Source organism: Dongia sp., assembly GCF_041910485.1.
Lineage (GTDB): Bacteria > Pseudomonadota > Alphaproteobacteria > Dongiales > Dongiaceae > Dongia.
Map to the genome: position 1 here is coordinate 155481 of NZ_JAYRQR010000035.1, position 15179 is coordinate 170659.

Sequence of the window (15179 nt, forward strand, 5' to 3'; positions counted from 1 at the left end):
CGGCATTCGCCGACTGGCCTCGCCCTCAAGGGGGGAGGGAGAGGGCATCGAGGTGTTGGCATCAACTCGTTCTAGTCCTCTCCCCCCTTGAGGGGGAGAGCTAGAGAGGGGGGTAAGCGATTGAAGAAAGCTCACAGCTCATCCTCCCCGATCGCGGGTTCGAGGAGATCGGCTTGCGCCGCATGGGTCGAGGGCGTCAGGCCCAGATGCTTGTAGCCGTTCAAGGTCAGCATGCGGCCGCGCGGGGTTCGCTGCAGCAGGCCCTGCTGGATGAGATAGGGTTCGATTGCGTCTTCGATCGTGTCGCGCTGTTCGGACAAGGCGGCGGCCATCGTTTCGACGCCGACCGGACCGCCATCGTAATTCTCTGCGATGCAGGTGAGATAGCGCCGGTCCATCGCGTCGAGGCCGAGCTGGTCGACCTCGAGCCGCGTGAGTGCCGCATCGGCATGCTTGGCTTCGACGCGGCCGACCTTGGCGACGATGGCAAAGTCGCGCACGCGGCGCAGCAGGCGGCCGGCGACGCGCGGAGTACCGCGGGCGCGGCGCGCGATCTCAGCCGCACCGCTGTCGGCGAGATCGAGCCCGAGGACGCGGGCGCCACGGCGTACGATCAGTTCAAGCTCGGCATGGGTATAGAAATTGAGGCGCAGCGGAATGCCGAAGCGTTCACGCAAGGGTGTCGTGATCATGCCGAGGCGCGTGGTGGCACCAACCAGGGTGAATTTGGGCAGATCGATCCGCACCGACCGCGCCGCCGGGCCTTCGCCGATGATGAGGTCGAGCTGGAAGTCTTCCATTGCCGGATAGAGGATTTCCTCGACCGCCGGCGACAGGCGATGGATTTCATCGATGAAGAGCACGTCGCGCGGCTGCAGATTGGTGAGCAATGCCGCGAGGTCCCCTGCCCTGGCGATGACCGGACCGGAGGTGGCGCGGAAGCCGACGCCAAGCTCGCGGGCGACGATCTGCGACAGGGTCGTCTTGCCGAGACCTGGCGGGCCATAGAAGAGCGCATGGTCGAGGGCCTCGCCGCGCGCCTTGGCCGCCTCGATGAAGATGGCGAGGTTCTCGCGCAGCTTCTGCTGGCCGATGAATTCGGAAAGGCCCTGCGGACGTAAGGTCTGCTCGCCGGTATCTTCCTCGGCGCGCTCCGGCGTGATCATGCGGGTCTCACCCGCGCTGTTCACCGGCGAGCTCATTGCGCGAGCTCCTTGAGGCCGTGGACGATCAGTTCATTGAGCGCGACGTTGGCGCCCTGCTTCTGCATCACCTTGGCGACGGCACCATAGGCTTCGGCCCGCCGATAGCCGAGATTGACCAGGGCCGAGACGGCATCATTGAGCGGCCCGTCGGCGCCATCCACCGGGGCTGCCACCGGCACATCGCCCTGCAATGCCGCGGCACCCAGACCGATACCGCCCGCCTTGTCCTTCATTTCGGAGACGACGCGCTGGGCAAGCTTTGGCCCAACCCCGTTGGCGCGGGCGACCGCCGCCTTGTCCTGAGCCGCAATCGCGCGGGCGAGTTCGTCGGGGGCGAGGACCGAGAGGATGCTCAAGGCCACCTTGGCGCCGACACCCTGAATATTGAGAAGCGCCCGGAACCAGTCGCGCTCGACACCTTCGGCAAAGCCGAAGAGCGAGATCGCGTCCTCGCGCACATGGGTGTCGATGAGGAGGCTGACGCCCGAGCCCTTGGGGCCGAGGCGCGCGAGCGTCTTGCCGCTGGCGTGCACGACATAGCCGACGCCGCCCACGTCGATGATGGCGGAATCGCTCGCAACACTGTCGACCTGGCCTGTCAATTTGCCGATCATGAGTCTTGAACACTCATCGGGCGACCTCACGGAAATCCTGGGCGCCCCACTTGCCCAGCGTGCCCATGTGATGGGCATGACAGATGGCGACAGCCAGCGCGTCATTGGCGTCGGCGCTTTTCTGGTCGCGCGCCGCCGGCAGCAGCACGCCCACCATCATCTTGACCTGGTCCTTGTCGGCATGCCCCGCCCCCACCACCGACTTCTTCACGAGGTTGGTGGGATATTCGGCAACGCGCAGCTTGTAGAGTGCGGGGACCAGCAGCGACACGCCGCGCGCGAGCCCCAGTTTCAGGGTTGAGCTCGGGTTCTTGTTGACGAAGGTCTCCTCGACCGCCGCCTCGTCGGGCTGGTTGAGGTCGATCACTTCGCGGAGGCCGTCATGGATCTGCACCAGGCGCTCGGCGAGGTCCAGCTTGGCGTCGGAATTGATGACACCGGCGCCGACAAAGGAAAGCCGCGAGCCGACGGCATCGATGACGCCCCAGCCGGTATGCTGCAGACCGGGATCCAGTCCGAGAATTCGCATGCCCTTCGCGGTTCCTTGTTCGAGGCTAGAATTGACCGGTCTTAGGCCGTCAGCTTCGCCAGGGTCTCTTCCGATACTTCGAAATTGGCGCTGACGGTCTGCACGTCGTCATTGTCTTCCAGCGTGTCGATCAGCTTGAAGAGCGTTTCCGCCGTGTCGCCGTCGACCGGCGCCGTCGTCACCGGGCGCCATTGCAGGCGCGCCTCCTTGGCTTCCTTGAACTTGGCCTCGAGCGCGTCACGGACAGAGGCGAAATCCTCCGGCGCGCAGGTCACCTCATGACCTTCGGCATCGGATTCCACATTGTCGGCCCCCGCCTCAAGCGCCGCCTCGAAGATCGCATCGGCAGTGGCGGCCTTGGCCGGATAGCGGATGACGCCCTTGCGTTCGAACATGAAGCTCACGGAATTGGTTTCGCCGAGATTGCCGCCGGCCTTGGCAAAGGCGGTGCGGACCTCGGTCGCGGTGCGGTTGCGGTTGTCGGTCAGCGCCTCGACGATGATGGCGACACCGCCCGGGCCGTAGCCTTCGTAGCGGACCTCGTCATAGGCGGTGTTGTCCTCGCCGCCGGCGCCGCGTTTGATGGCGCGCTCCATCGTGTCCTTGGGCATGTTCGCATCGCGCGCCGCGATCACCGCCGCCCGGAGGCGCGGGTTGGTCGCGGGATCGGGCGAGCCCATCTTCGCCGAGACCGTCAATTCGCGGATGATCTTCGTGAAGACCTTGGCGCGCTTCGCATCCTGCGCGCCCTTGCGGTACATGATGTTCTTAAATTGGGAATGGCCAGCCATCGATCCGTTCCTGAACGCAAAACCTAGTGTGGACTATCGGCAAATCCTGACCAGATATTGTGATCGGCGCCATCCTTGGGGCGACGCTAGACCGCGAATATGGCAGGATTTTGACGCCTTTTAGCACAATTCCCCCCGCTGCCAAGCCCACCGGCCCTGCGAAATTCGGCACCGGCAACACCTTGGATTCATGACTCGTTTACGGAAGGCTCCGTATAGCTTTTAACGATTGGCCCCGATTCGGGCCAAATGATGCGACCAGCGAGGTTTTTCATGTCCCGAACAATCCGGGAAAATGGCGGCGAAAGCCGCAGCGTCGATCTGGAGGCTGAAATCCGCCGCATGGCGGAGGTCGTGACCAAGGTCGCCCGGCAGATGGGTATCGAAGGTGTCACCGGCGCCCTCACCATGGCGGCCGACGGCGAGCCCAAAGCCTGCGACCGTGTTCATGAAATGGCGCGCCAGTTCATGGACCGGACCGAGCAGATGCAGGCGGAAGTCGATCGCTTCATGGCCGTGGCGGGCGCCAGGCGCGCCTGACCCCTTCTTACCACGCGGCGAGATCGGCCTCAGCCGGTTCCGGGCTTTCGGCCGGCACGACCCGGCTGGGTGGGAATTTCAAGATCACCAGGGTTCCGACACCGCGTGCGCTTTCGATGATGATGCGCCCGTCATGGAGCCCCATCAGCGCATTGCAGGTGGCAAGTCCCAGCCCGACCCCGTCGAAAGTCCGGTTGAGCCCGGCATTCCCCTTGCCGAAGGGCAATAGAGCCTGGGCCACCTCGTCCTCGCCCATGCCCCGCCCGTTATCCTGAACGGCGACGACGAGGCTGCCCGTTACATCGATTTCGGCGCTGACATCGATCCGGCCGCCCTGCTCCGTGAACTTAAGGGCGTTCGACAGGAGGTGATTGAGGATCTGCCGGAATTTACCCTGGTCGGCCATCAGCCTGACGGGCGCCGTAAACGGCTCGCTGGATATGGAGATGCTCTTCTCGGCAATTTCACGCGCATGGTTCCGAATGATGACCGCCGCCTCGACCATTGGATCCAGGGGAACGCTCTCGATCCGAACGGTGCCGGCCTCCGCCTGAGAGAAGTCCAGTGTCCTGTTGACGAGATCCAGGAGCGTCTTGCCGCCGTCATTGATGTCGCGCGCGAATTCCATATAGGCCTGCTGCAACGGCCCTTTCGTTTGCGCGATCAGAAGGTCGGAAAAGCCGATAATTGCGTTGAGTGGCGTCCGAAGCTCATGGCTTACATTAGCAAGGAAGGTCGACTTGACGCGGTTGCTTGCCTCGGCACGTTCCTTGGCGGCGCGCAGTTCCTCGGTGATGCGCTTCTTCTCGGTGACGTCGTGGAGTTTCACGACCAAGGCGCGGAGATGCGGGTCACCCAGCAGGTTGGTCACGGCGAGATCGGCAAAGATGACAGACCCGTTGGCTGCCTGGAACGGCATTTCGACTTCGACCGACTCTCCCGAAGCGGTCAAGATTCTGGTGATAAGATTCTGATAGTAAGGCTTATTTTCTGCCGGAATGAGCTCTTCAAGCGGTGTTCCAAGCAAGCTGCCGCGCCCAAAACCCAGAACACGCTGGGTCGAAGGGGATTCATAGGCGATGCGCCCCGCTTCATCGAGCAAGAAGACGATGTTCGAACTGGCGCTCACGACCGTCTCGAAGCGCCTTTCGGACCGCAGCTGCCGCTCCGCATCTCGGCGCGCGCGCAGATCGAAGCGCCGGTCCCCGATAGCAGCCATGTAGCCGATGGCGAGGATGAGGATGGTGGCAATCGCCAAGGCCGCAGCCAGGATCGGTTTCGGCGTCCCAATCAAGTTCGGGGTCAGCGCCGTGTGGGTGACCGGCCCGAAATAGAGGGCTGCCATTGCAGTGTAATGCATGCCGGCAATGGCCACGCCCATGAGCAGCGACGCCCCCAACTTGTGCCATACCCGGTCGATCTTGAGGCTGAGCCAGAATGCAGCCGTCGCCGCCGCCACGGCGATCAAAATGGAGACCGCGACCAGCCCAGCGTCATGGTGCATCGAGGCGGGCGCGATGATGGCCGACATGCCCGTATAGTGCATCGCCGCGACGCCAAGGCCGGTCACCAGACCCGCGAGGGCCAATTTCGGCCAGCTTATGCTGCGCCTCCGGGCGATCAAGGCGTAGCCCAACGCGGTCGACAGGATAGCGATCAGCAGAGATATGACGGTTCGACCAACGTCATAGCGGATCTCGAAGGGTGGGTCGAAGGCCAGCATGCCGATGAAATGCATCGACCAGATACCCCCGCCAAGGGTACAGCCGGCGCCGGCGAGCCAAAGCGCCCAAGTCCGTCCCCGGGCCCCACGCAGACGCTCTGCAACGTCGAGCGAGACCAGTGAACTGACGATTGCAACGAGCAGCGACAGCAGAACGATCAACGGATCATGCGTCGTATGCAGATGGTTGATCATGAAACGATCCAGCGTGACTCGGACAGAGGTTGCTCTCGCCTCATGAGTGCCAGCAGACCATTTAAGCGCAGGTTAATCTCAAGCAATCCAAGTTCGTCAGCGAACTGGAATTTAAGCCGTTGCGGTGAATTTCGGGAGCGTCTGATCCAGCTTGCCCCCCACCCTCACCGGCGCAATGCGGCGCGCAAGGCCCGTTGAATCATCGGTTTCCACCAGAACGCCACACATGGTTCCAGGCCCAGCGGCCGGGCTGAGGCGCTCGGTCGGGAGTTTCCGGGTGAAACGCAGGACGGGGAGCGATTTCTCCATACCGATGACGGAATCATAATCGCCGCACATGCCGGCATCCGATTGATAGGCCGTCTTGTGTTCGAGGATCATATGGTCGGCCGTCGGCACGTGGGTATGCGTTCCCACAACACAGCTCGCCCGACCGTCAACGAAATGGCCGAAGGCCATCTTTTCGCTGGTTGCTTCGGCATGGATGTCGAAGAGGATCGCATCGACATTGCCGCCGAGGCGGTAGGTCTTGAGGAGCGCTTCGGCCGCAGCAAAGGGGTCGTCGAGCGGATCCATGAAGAGCCGGCCCATGAAGTTCGCCACCAAGACCTTTTTTCCGCGCCCGGTCTGGAAGAGCCCTGCCCCCTTGCCAGGCGTGCCCGCCGGAAAGTTCTGCGGCCGGAGCAGGCGCGGCTCACTGCCGATAAAGGCAACCGTTTCCTTCTGGTCCCAGACATGGTTGCCGGTGGTCGCGCAATCGACCCCGGCGGCGAATAGTTCGTTGAGCAGCTTCTGGGTGATGCCGAAACCGCCGGCCGCATTTTCGACATTGGCGACGACGAAATCGACGCCGAGGTCGCGCCGAAGGCCTGGCAGGCGTTCGACGACAACGTCTCGGCCCGCACGCCCCACCAAATCACCCAAAAACAACAAATTCATTCAGTTATGTCTTTCTATTGCATTAAAACTTGAAAACAGCGCGCTCTGTGACGATGAAATCGAGCGCATGGTCGAAGTCGCCGCGCGGAACCATCGGCACTTCCTGCGTAGCAAAGGCGACCCCGACCGCGACAGTGTGCGCCTTGGCCTTGAGCTTGGCCAGCGTCCGATCATAGAAGCCGCCGCCATAGCCGAGCCGGTACCCGTCCGGATCGAAGGCCAGCAGCGGCACCAGGATCACGCTCGGCTCGACTTCTGGTGCTTCCGGCGGCGGGGTCATGACCCGGAATGCGCCCTGCACCAGATCCACCGCCGGATCCCATTGGCGGAACAGCAGCGGTGCATTCTTGGCAACAACCACCGGGAGACCAACCCGGTGCCCTTCCCGGTGATAATGGGTGAGTGTCGGCCGAACGTCGATTTCACCGGGCAAAGGCCAGTAGCCGGAGACCGCAAGTCCCGGCGGCATGGCCAGGGCTTCGATCAAGTGACGCTTCAGCACCTCGCCGGCCAGCGGATCGGCACGCCAGGCCTCTTCCCGGCGCGCAAACATTTCTTTGCGCAAATCAGCTTTAAAATCAGCGAGTTCCTGAGAATCCATAAAGCAGCCTGTGATCGACCGGACAGCAAACAGCCGCATCTTCGATCGATCCGCTCGATCAGAGATGCGGCTGTAAATTAGGTGGGCGGTGCCGCCTGGGCCGTTGGCACGTCTGATTCCTCCGGGCCTGCTTAAGCAGGTGGGCGCCATGTGCCTGGACCTCGATCCAGGTAGGGACAGCTCCCTAGAGGTTAAGAATCGGCCTCAGGGAATTCACGACCTATCGCACCCTGCAGCGCTCCGCCCAGGGAGGTACTTAGGCTGCTTCCAGCCTGGCCGCAATAGCCTCGATCTTCACGGCGAGCCGTTCGATCGTATCGGCCAGGGCGATTTCACGGCGCTGGACCAGATCTTCCTGCTGCCCCTTGAGCTGGGCGATCTGCCGGTTCTTCTGGTCGAGCTCGTCGGCCAGGAGCAAACCGGTCAGGGCAAAGAGCAGGTTTTCGGCCACTGGGCCGGAATGCTTGGCGAGGCTCTCCATGCGGCGGCGCAATTCGCCGGCCAATTCCTGGACCCGGGGCTCTTCGCCTTCACCGCAGGCGATGTCGTAATTGCGGCCATTCAGGGCAATGGTGACGGTCGGCATGGTGTTCAGGCCCCCTCAGTCACGGAATGCATGCGGCCGATGACGGTGTCGAGGCGCTCGGACACCAGCCGCGCTTCGGATTGCAGCAGGGAATAGGTCTGGCGCAGCACGGCCAGTTCGGTCTGCAGAAGGTCGCGGTCCCGGTATCCGCGGGACGAGCTTTCCTCGACCGCCGAATCCAGCCGCGCCATGGCCGCATCGAGGCGGCTCAGTGCCGTATCCAATTTGGACATCCTGTCGGTTCCTGCCCCCGGTTGCGACGGTCCGATTCTGCTTCCGACCTCATGGGGCCGGTTTGAATTGGTGACCTTCTCGTTTACCTGACCTCTTTGAGTGGCGTCAACCGACCCTGCCCGCCAATCTGTCGCAGAGCTGTAAGAACTTAGAAGTTTGCGCCAAATTCAGCGGGATTCCGGTGTTGACCTAGCGCCCTCTGGCGGGCATGTTCCGCCCCGATCCGGCGGCCGGATCGGTCGGCCGCCACTTGAGGATTCCCCGGTATCTGCCGGTCATCCAAGGAATGATGATGGACGCCAACTCGGCCGCCGCCGCCAAGAGCACGATCCCCCACAAAGATCTCGCCAATGCCATCCGCGCTTTGTCGATGGATGCAGTCGAAGCCGCCAATTCCGGCCATCCAGGTATGCCGATGGGCATGGCGGATGTCGCCACGGTCCTGTTTCAGCGGCATCTGAAGTTCAACGCCGCCAACCCGGCCTGGCCCGATCGCGACCGTTTCATCCTGTCGGCCGGCCACGGTTCGATGCTGATGTACTCGCTCCTCCACCTCACCGGCGTCCCGGGTGTGACGCTCGACGAACTGAAGCGCTTCCGCCAGTGGGGCAGCAAGACGCCGGGCCATCCGGAATTCGGTCATACGCCGGGTGTCGAGACCACGACCGGGCCGCTCGGCCAGGGCATTGCCAATTCGGTGGGTTTCGCTTTGGCCGAGCGCCTGCTCAATGCCCGCTTCGGTGACGATCTGGTCGATCATTACACTTATGTCATCGCCGGTGACGGTTGCCTGATGGAAGGCATCAGCCATGAGGCGATTTCGCTGGCCGGTCATCTGAAGCTCAACAAGCTCATCGTCCTTTTCGACGATAACGGCATTTCGATCGACGGCGCCGTCTCCCTCTCCTGCTCCGACGACCAGTTGAAGCGGTTTGAGGCCAGCGGCTGGGCGACCACCCGCGTCGACGGTCACGACCCGGAAGCGGTCTCGGCCGCCATCGCCGCCGCCAAGAAATCGACCAAGCCGAGCCTTATCGCCTGCAAGACGGTGATCGGCTATGGCGCGCCGAAGAAGGAAGGCACGTCGGCCACGCACGGTTCGCCGCTCGGCAAGGACGAAGTGGCCGGTGCGCGCGAGAAGCTCGGCTGGAGCTATGCGCCGTTCGAGATTCCGGCGGCCATTCAGGACGCGTGGGCCAAAATCGGCGGCCGCGGCGCCGAGGCGATGAACGCCTGGAGCAAGCGCCTGGACGCCAATGCGCAGAAGGCGGAATTCGAACGGGCGATGAAGGGCGAACTGCCGGCCAATTTCGCCCAGGTCGTCGGTGACCTGAAGAGCGCCATTGCCAAGGACGCGCCAAAGCTTGCGACCCGCCAATCCTCGCAGCTGGTGCTCGACACCCTGGTTCCGGCCATTCCGGAACTGATCGGCGGTTCGGCCGACCTCACCGGGTCGAACAACACCAAAGCCAAGGCGACCAAGCCGGTCAGTGCCGAGAATTATGGCGGCAACTATATCTATTACGGTATCCGCGAGCATGGCATGGCCGCGGCCATGAACGGCATGGCGCTCCATGGCGGCATCATCCCCTTCGGCGGCACCTTCCTGGTGTTCACCGATTACTGCCGCCCCGCCATCCGCCTGTCGGCGCTGATGAACCAGCGCGTGGTCTATGTCATGACCCATGACTCGATCGGCCTTGGCGAAGACGGCCCGACCCATCAGCCGGTCGAGCATCTGGCGGCCTTGCGCGCCATTCCCAACCTGCTCGTCTTCCGTCCCTGCGACACGATGGAAACGGCGGAGTGCTGGGCGCTGGCTCTGACCACCAAGGACCGGCCGTCGATCCTGGCCCTCACCCGCCAGGCCTTGCCGCATCTCCGCGCCGACGCCGCCAATGCCAATCACTGCGCGCGCGGCGGCTACGTCATCCGCCCGACGCAGAAGGAGCGCAAGGTGACGCTGATCGCGACCGGTTCGGAAGTCGCCATCGCCGTCGACGCCCAGAAGCTGCTCGAGGAAAAGGGCATCGGCACGGCCGTCGTCTCGATGCCGAGCTGCGAGCTCTTCAACGAGCAGTCGGATGCCTATAAGAAGGAAGTGCTCGGCACCGGCCTGAAGGTCGCCATCGAAGCCGCCATCGGTTTCGGCTGGGAGCGCTATATCGGCACCGACGGTATCTTCATCGGCATGAAGGGCTTCGGCGCCTCGGCACCGATTAACGACCTTTACACCAATTTCGGCATCACGCCGGCGGCCATCGTCGCGGCCGTGACGGCGAAACTCTGATCACAACGAGAAAGGTAAGAACAATGGCAATTCGGGTTGCGATCAACGGCTTCGGCCGCATCGGCCGTCTCGTGCTCCGCGCGATGATGGAATCTGGCCGCAAGGACCTTGAGATCGTCGCGATCAACGATCTCGGTCCGGTCGAGACCAACGCTCACCTCTTCCGTCGCGATTCCGTGCATGGCGCCTTTCCGGGCGAAGTTAAGACCAAGGCCGGCGCCATGGATGTGGGCCGTGGCTGGATCACCGTGACTGCCGAGCGCGATCCGTCGAAGTTGCCGTGGAAGGATCTGAAGATCGACGTCGTCGCAGAATGCACCGGCCTTTTCACCGACCGTGAAAAGGCGATGCAGCACATCAATGCCGGCGCCAAGCGCGTCGTCATTTCGGCGCCGGGCACCAATGCCGACCTCACCGTCGTCTACGGCGTCAACGACAAGAAGTTGAAGAAGGCGCACAAGATCATCTCCAACGCCTCCTGCACCACGAACTGCCTGGTGCCGGTCGTGGCCGTCCTCAACAAGGCCGTCGGCATCGAGCACGGCTATATGACAACGATCCATTCCTATACCGGCGACCAGCCGACCCTCGACACCATGCACAAGGATCTTTACCGCGCCCGCGCGGCAGCCCTCAGCATGATCCCGACCACCACCGGTGCCGCCAAGGCCGTTGGTTTGGTGCTGCCGGAAATGGCAGGCAAGCTGGACGGCTCGTCGATCCGTGTGCCGACGCCCAATGTCTCGGTCGTCGACTTCAAGTTCGTCGCCTCGAAGCCCACGACCAAGGAAAAGGTCAATGCGGCGATCGTCAAGGCGGCCGCCAGCGGCCCGCTGAAGGGGATCCTCGGCACCAATGACCAGCCGCTGGTCTCGGTTGATTTCAACCACAATCAGAACAGCTCGACCTTCGATCTCTCGCAGACCCAGGTCATCGAGGGTACGCTGGTCCGCGTGCTGAGCTGGTACGACAATGAATGGGGCTTCTCGAACCGCATGTGCGATACGCTCGTTGCGGTCGGCAAGCTCGGCTAAACAACGCCCGGCGTCCGGGACACAAGCCCCTCGTGCTCAGGCACGGGGGGCTTTTCTTTTGCCCCGATGCCCCCTGTTCGCCCTGGGCGCCCGGCAGTATCATTCCGCGATAAACTCTGTGGGAGGATGTCATGCCGGCCGAATTGACGACCGAACTATCGCTCCTGGTATGGAGTGTGGTGCTGTGCCTTGCGCAGATGGTGGTATCTGCCATTACCCTGCATCTGCAGGTTGGACTTGCGACCCTGGCCGGCAACAGGGATGACATGCCGGCAGTAACGGGCCTTGCCGGACGCGCGCAGCGGGCACACCGCAACATGCTTGAGAACCTGCCGCTCTTTGCGGCGCTGGTGCTCATCGTCCAGATGACGGGTCACAACTCGCCGACAACAGCCTTGGGCGCGCAAATGTTCATCTGGGGGCGTCTGGCCTATGCGGCGATCTACCTTGCCGGCATTCCGTGGCTGCGGACCGCGTCTTGGGCGGTTTCCCTTGTCGGCATCGTTTTGATGATCATCGAGCTCGTCTGACATCGGTCGAGCTGCCTTCCATGCTACGCGCTTTGCTTTTTGGCGTTGCTTTCTTCGCTGCAGCGGAACCTACGCTGGCAAAATCACCGGTTCCGGTGCGGGAAACGTTCGAAGCCGTCACCTTTGCGGGTTCGTTCGTTCCGTGCGAAAGGCCGGAGGGGTTGATCTCCCTCAGCCAGGAACGAGCACGCAACGGCACCCAGGCATTGAAGCTCGTCATTCCGGAACCCGTCTTCAGCACGGCGACCTGGGTCCCCAAGGCAACCTCGTGCCTCGTTGCCGGTCGCTATGCCGAATACACGCCCGACGAAAAGGAGCGCGCCGAGATCTGGGAGAGTTTCGACTTTGGCCCGACCTTCGGCGACGACCTCTATTATGGCTTTGCCATGTGGATCGACCGACACAGCGCGCCGCTGGATGACGGCACACGCCTTGTCATCGGCCAGTGGAAAGCGCGCATCGATGACAGCCCCTTTATCGCCCAGCGCTTCACCGGTGGTTATTTCCATGTAACGCTCGATGTCGATGCGGACCGGACCAATCCGGCGACCGGGCGTGCCTATGGGTGCAAACTGCTGTTGGCCTTTGACCAGGCGATGGCCGCGAAGCAATCCCTGACACTTCAGACACCCGCCATCTGCGAAACCAAGGACGGTGGGCCATCAGGGTTGAAGCCAGCCAAGGCAATTGCCATTGAGCGGTTGGATTATCTCCCGATGCCATTCGATCGCTGGACCGATCTTGTCTATCGCGTCAAGGGTGGGCCCGACGGCTTGGTTGAAGTTTGGGCGAATGGCCACCAGATCGCGCGCGCCAGCGGGTTCGTCGGACATGGGGGCGCTGAGGGCCAGCCGCAATACTTCAAGTTCGGCCCCTATCGCGATAAAGCCGCGTTCGCTACGACGGTCTATCTCGACAATCTCGCCCGTGGTGACAGCTTCGCTGCCGTCGACCCTTCCATGCCGTAATTGATCGACTGGCCCACTTGGCAGCGCGTGCCGCACGGCGCTAGATTGCAGCATCTCTTGAACATGTGGAAAACAAGACAGGTGCCGGGATGAATGAGATGCCCTATCAAGCAACGTTGATGCAGGCATCGCCCGCAGATACAGCCAATCAGGTGACGCTCGCGAATTGGCGTTTGGCGCCTTTCAATCGCTGGGCCTTTTCCCACGTTTCCGAGATCATCCCCAGCGCCATCATCGCGCACGACCCAGCTTCGGTACGCTTGCTGGAACAGGCACCCGCCGATCTCATGGCCCTCGCGTATAAGACCGCAGACGGACAGAGCGGAACGATCGCCAGCATGGTCGGCGATACCTTCACCGACGGCTTCCTGGTCCTGCATCAGGGTAAAATCGCTACCGAATATTATGCCGGTGCGTTGGCGGCCAATCGACCCCATATCATCTTCTCCGTCAGCAAGTCGGTGACCGGGACGCTTGCGGGTCTCCTTGTCGCCAACGGCCAGCTCGACCCCGATGCCCTCGTTGCCGATTACCTGCCGGAGACCAAGGGTTCGGCCTATGGCGACGCCACTGTCCGGCATGTGCTGGATATGACGGTCGCCATCGACTTCAAGGAAGACTATCTCGACCCCAAGGGCGATTTCATGCGCTATCGCCGGGCAAGCGGCTGGAACCCGCTCGACGATCTCAGCGACATGCCGGACCTGCGCGGCTTCCTGGCGACGACCAAGCGCGCCGGCACCGATCACGGTCATACCTTCCACTACGTCTCGCCCAACTCGGACCTGTTGGGGTGGCTCCTGGAACGTGCCGCCGGCCGGAAGCTCGCCGATCTCCTGAGCGACGGAATCTGGCAGCATATCGGTGCCGAAATGCCGGCCTATGTGACCGTCGACCGCCTGGGTGCCGCGCGCACGGCCGGCGGCATGAGCGCCGCCTTGCGCGATCTCGGTCGTTTCGGCGAGATGATGCGCAACCACGGTACCGTTTCAGGCAAGCAGATCGTGCCGCGCAACTGGGTCGACGACATTCTCGCCAATGGCGATGCCGGCGCCTGGGCACGCGGCGACATGGCCCAGTTCATTCCGGGCGGCAAGTATCGCAGCAAATGGTACATTGTCGACGAGAAGCGCGGATCATTCTGCGCCGTCGGCATTCATGGCCAGTGGATCTTCATCGACCGCAAGGCCGATACCGTGGTGGTCAAGGTATCGTCGCAGCCGTTGCCCGTCGATGAAGGCATGGACCGCCACATCCTGGCGGGCCTCTGCGCCATCGGCGCCCATTTCGGCTGATCGTCAGCTATCGAGCAGTACGGCGGCGCTTTCCGGCCAAGTCAACCAAACCGGCCGGCCGATGGTGCTGGCATCGTCGAGCGACCGCTCGGACTTCTGATGCGCCACGGCGATAGGTGCCGCGAGGCCCTCGATCGCCACGTGATAGTGGCTGCGATCGCCGAAATAGGCCTCGGCCGCAACCGTACCGGCGATGGCATTGCCGGCGCCAGCCGGCTTCTCCCAGGCGAGGCGCATTTTTTCCGGGCGTACCGCGACAGTCACCGCTGAACCAAGTGCGGGGGCCGCTCCGTTGACGCTGACAGCCAGATTGCCCATCGCACCAGCATCGACGCTGGCGGATCCACCGGCCACCGAACGCAGCTTCCCGGCAAAGAAGTTCATCGACCCGATGAACGCCGCCACCTCCCGGCAGTTCGGCGCTTCATAGAGGCGGGTGGCACTGTCGATCTGCATCGCCCTGCCCCCCGACATCACGGCGATGCGGTCGGAGAGCGCCAGCGCCTCTTCCTGGTCGTGCGTGACGAAAACGAAAGTGACGCCGACTGTCCGCTGAATCTGGCGCAATTCGATCTGCATTTCCTCGCGCAATTTCTTGTCGAGCGCCCCCAGCGGCTCGTCGAGCAGCAGAACCTTGGGCTTGCACACGAGCGCCCGCGCCAGGGCCACTCGCTGACGCTGGCCACCCGAAAGCTGATGACTGGCGCGGGCGCCATATCCCGGCATCTTGATCAGTTCCAACGCCTCTTCGACCACGCGGCTCAGTTCCGGCTTGGGCAGCCCCTTTTTACGGAGCCCATAGGCGATGTTCTGCCCGACATTGAGATGCGGAAAGATCGCGTAATTCTGGAACACCATGTTCGTCGGCCGCGCATAGGGCGGCACGGTCGAGACGTCCTGTCCATCGATCACGATTGAGCCCGATGTCGGCACCTCGAAACCCGCCAGCATGCGCAGCAAAGTGGTCTTGCCGCACCCAGACGGCCCCAGAAGCGAGAAGAACTCGCCGCGCCGGATTTCGAAGCTGACATTGTCAACAGCGCGTACGGGCCCGAAATGGCGGGACACATTGTTCAGGGAAATGATGGAATCGGCACTCGGCATG

General features: G+C 62.7%; 16 protein-coding genes and 1 other RNA gene. 6 read left to right on the forward strand and 11 right to left on the reverse strand.

Annotation, left to right across the window (positions count from 1 at the left end; translation table 11 throughout):
• Positions 1-131: 131 nt before the first annotated feature.
• The 4 genes from ruvB to ACE3PP_RS11590 are packed head-to-tail and all read right to left on the reverse strand — an operon-like array spanning position 132 to position 3139.
• Positions 132-1202, reverse strand: coding sequence for a Holliday junction branch migration DNA helicase RuvB (gene ruvB / locus ACE3PP_RS11575; protein WP_374382227.1), 1071 nt, complete (start codon positions 1200-1202; stop codon positions 132-134).
• Positions 1199-1819, reverse strand: a complete 621-nt coding sequence (gene ruvA, locus ACE3PP_RS11580; RefSeq protein WP_374382230.1) for a Holliday junction branch migration protein RuvA — start codon at positions 1817-1819, stop codon at positions 1199-1201. Before ruvA ends, ruvB begins: the two co-directional genes overlap by 4 nt.
• A gap of 13 nt (positions 1820-1832) precedes the next feature.
• Positions 1833-2348, reverse strand: a complete 516-nt coding sequence (gene ruvC / locus ACE3PP_RS11585; protein WP_374382233.1) for a crossover junction endodeoxyribonuclease RuvC — start codon at positions 2346-2348, stop codon at positions 1833-1835.
• Between the two features lie 41 nt (positions 2349-2389).
• Entirely contained in the window at positions 2390-3139 is a 750-nt protein-coding gene (locus ACE3PP_RS11590) for a YebC/PmpR family DNA-binding transcriptional regulator (protein WP_374382236.1), read from the reverse strand.
• A 273-nt stretch (positions 3140-3412) separates the two neighbouring features.
• On the opposite strand from ACE3PP_RS11590, the gene ACE3PP_RS11595 reads away from it, so the two are divergent.
• The gene (locus tag ACE3PP_RS11595) at positions 3413-3679 is read left to right on the forward strand and encodes a hypothetical protein (RefSeq protein WP_374382239.1); all 267 of its coding nucleotides are present in this window, start codon (positions 3413-3415) and stop codon (positions 3677-3679) included.
• Positions 3680-3686: 7 nt separating this feature from the next.
• Here ACE3PP_RS11595 and ACE3PP_RS11600 read toward each other — a convergent pair whose 3' ends face one another.
• The 6 genes from ACE3PP_RS11600 to ACE3PP_RS11625 form a co-directional block, all read right to left on the reverse strand.
• Complete coding sequence (locus ACE3PP_RS11600; protein WP_374382242.1) at positions 3687-5597, reverse strand: MHYT domain-containing protein; 1911 nt, start codon at positions 5595-5597, stop codon at positions 3687-3689.
• 111 nt (positions 5598-5708) lie between these two features.
• The gene (locus ACE3PP_RS11605; RefSeq protein WP_374382245.1) at positions 5709-6536 is read right to left on the reverse strand and encodes a YmdB family metallophosphoesterase; all 828 of its coding nucleotides are present in this window, start codon (positions 6534-6536) and stop codon (positions 5709-5711) included.
• Between the two features lie 22 nt (positions 6537-6558).
• Positions 6559-7176, reverse strand: coding sequence for a 5-formyltetrahydrofolate cyclo-ligase (locus ACE3PP_RS11610; protein ID WP_374382248.1), 618 nt, complete (start codon positions 7174-7176; stop codon positions 6559-6561).
• Between the two features lie 45 nt (positions 7177-7221).
• Positions 7222-7379, reverse strand: a non-coding RNA gene (gene ssrS, locus ACE3PP_RS11615) — 6S RNA.
• A gap of 14 nt (positions 7380-7393) precedes the next feature.
• Entirely contained in the window at positions 7394-7723 is a 330-nt protein-coding gene (locus ACE3PP_RS11620) for a cell division protein ZapA (protein ID WP_374382251.1), read from the reverse strand.
• A 5-nt stretch (positions 7724-7728) separates the two neighbouring features.
• On the reverse strand, positions 7729-7956 hold the full coding sequence (locus ACE3PP_RS11625; RefSeq protein ID WP_374382253.1) for a hypothetical protein: 228 nt from the start codon (positions 7954-7956) through the stop codon (positions 7729-7731).
• A 293-nt stretch (positions 7957-8249) separates the two neighbouring features.
• Here ACE3PP_RS11625 and tkt point away from each other — a divergent pair, with 293 nt between their 5' ends.
• The 5 genes from tkt to ACE3PP_RS11650 all read left to right on the forward strand — a co-directional run bounded on the left by tkt (position 8250) and on the right by ACE3PP_RS11650 (position 14074).
• On the forward strand, positions 8250-10247 hold the full coding sequence (gene tkt, locus ACE3PP_RS11630) for a transketolase (RefSeq protein ID WP_374382647.1): 1998 nt from the start codon (positions 8250-8252) through the stop codon (positions 10245-10247).
• Between the two features lie 23 nt (positions 10248-10270).
• Positions 10271-11281: a type I glyceraldehyde-3-phosphate dehydrogenase gene (gap, locus tag ACE3PP_RS11635; RefSeq protein WP_374382256.1), complete on the forward strand. Its 1011-nt coding sequence runs from the start codon at positions 10271-10273 to the stop codon at positions 11279-11281.
• A 131-nt stretch (positions 11282-11412) separates the two neighbouring features.
• Positions 11413-11811, forward strand: a complete 399-nt coding sequence (locus ACE3PP_RS11640) for an MAPEG family protein (protein WP_374382259.1) — start codon at positions 11413-11415, stop codon at positions 11809-11811.
• A gap of 20 nt (positions 11812-11831) precedes the next feature.
• Positions 11832-12779 (forward strand): heparin lyase I family protein, encoded by a 948-nt coding sequence (locus ACE3PP_RS11645; RefSeq protein WP_374382261.1) that lies wholly within the window; start codon positions 11832-11834, stop codon positions 12777-12779.
• Between the two features lie 98 nt (positions 12780-12877).
• Positions 12878-14074 carry a serine hydrolase domain-containing protein gene (locus ACE3PP_RS11650; protein ID WP_374382264.1) on the forward strand — a complete coding sequence of 399 codons (1197 nt, stop codon included), beginning with the start codon at positions 12878-12880 and terminating at the stop codon, positions 14072-14074.
• Positions 14075-14077: 3 nt separating this feature from the next.
• Here the strand turns inward: ACE3PP_RS11650 and ACE3PP_RS11655 are convergent, their stop codons facing one another.
• Positions 14078-15178, reverse strand: a complete 1101-nt coding sequence (locus ACE3PP_RS11655) for an ABC transporter ATP-binding protein (protein ID WP_374382267.1) — start codon at positions 15176-15178, stop codon at positions 14078-14080.
• Between the last annotated feature and the right edge of the window lies 1 nt (position 15179).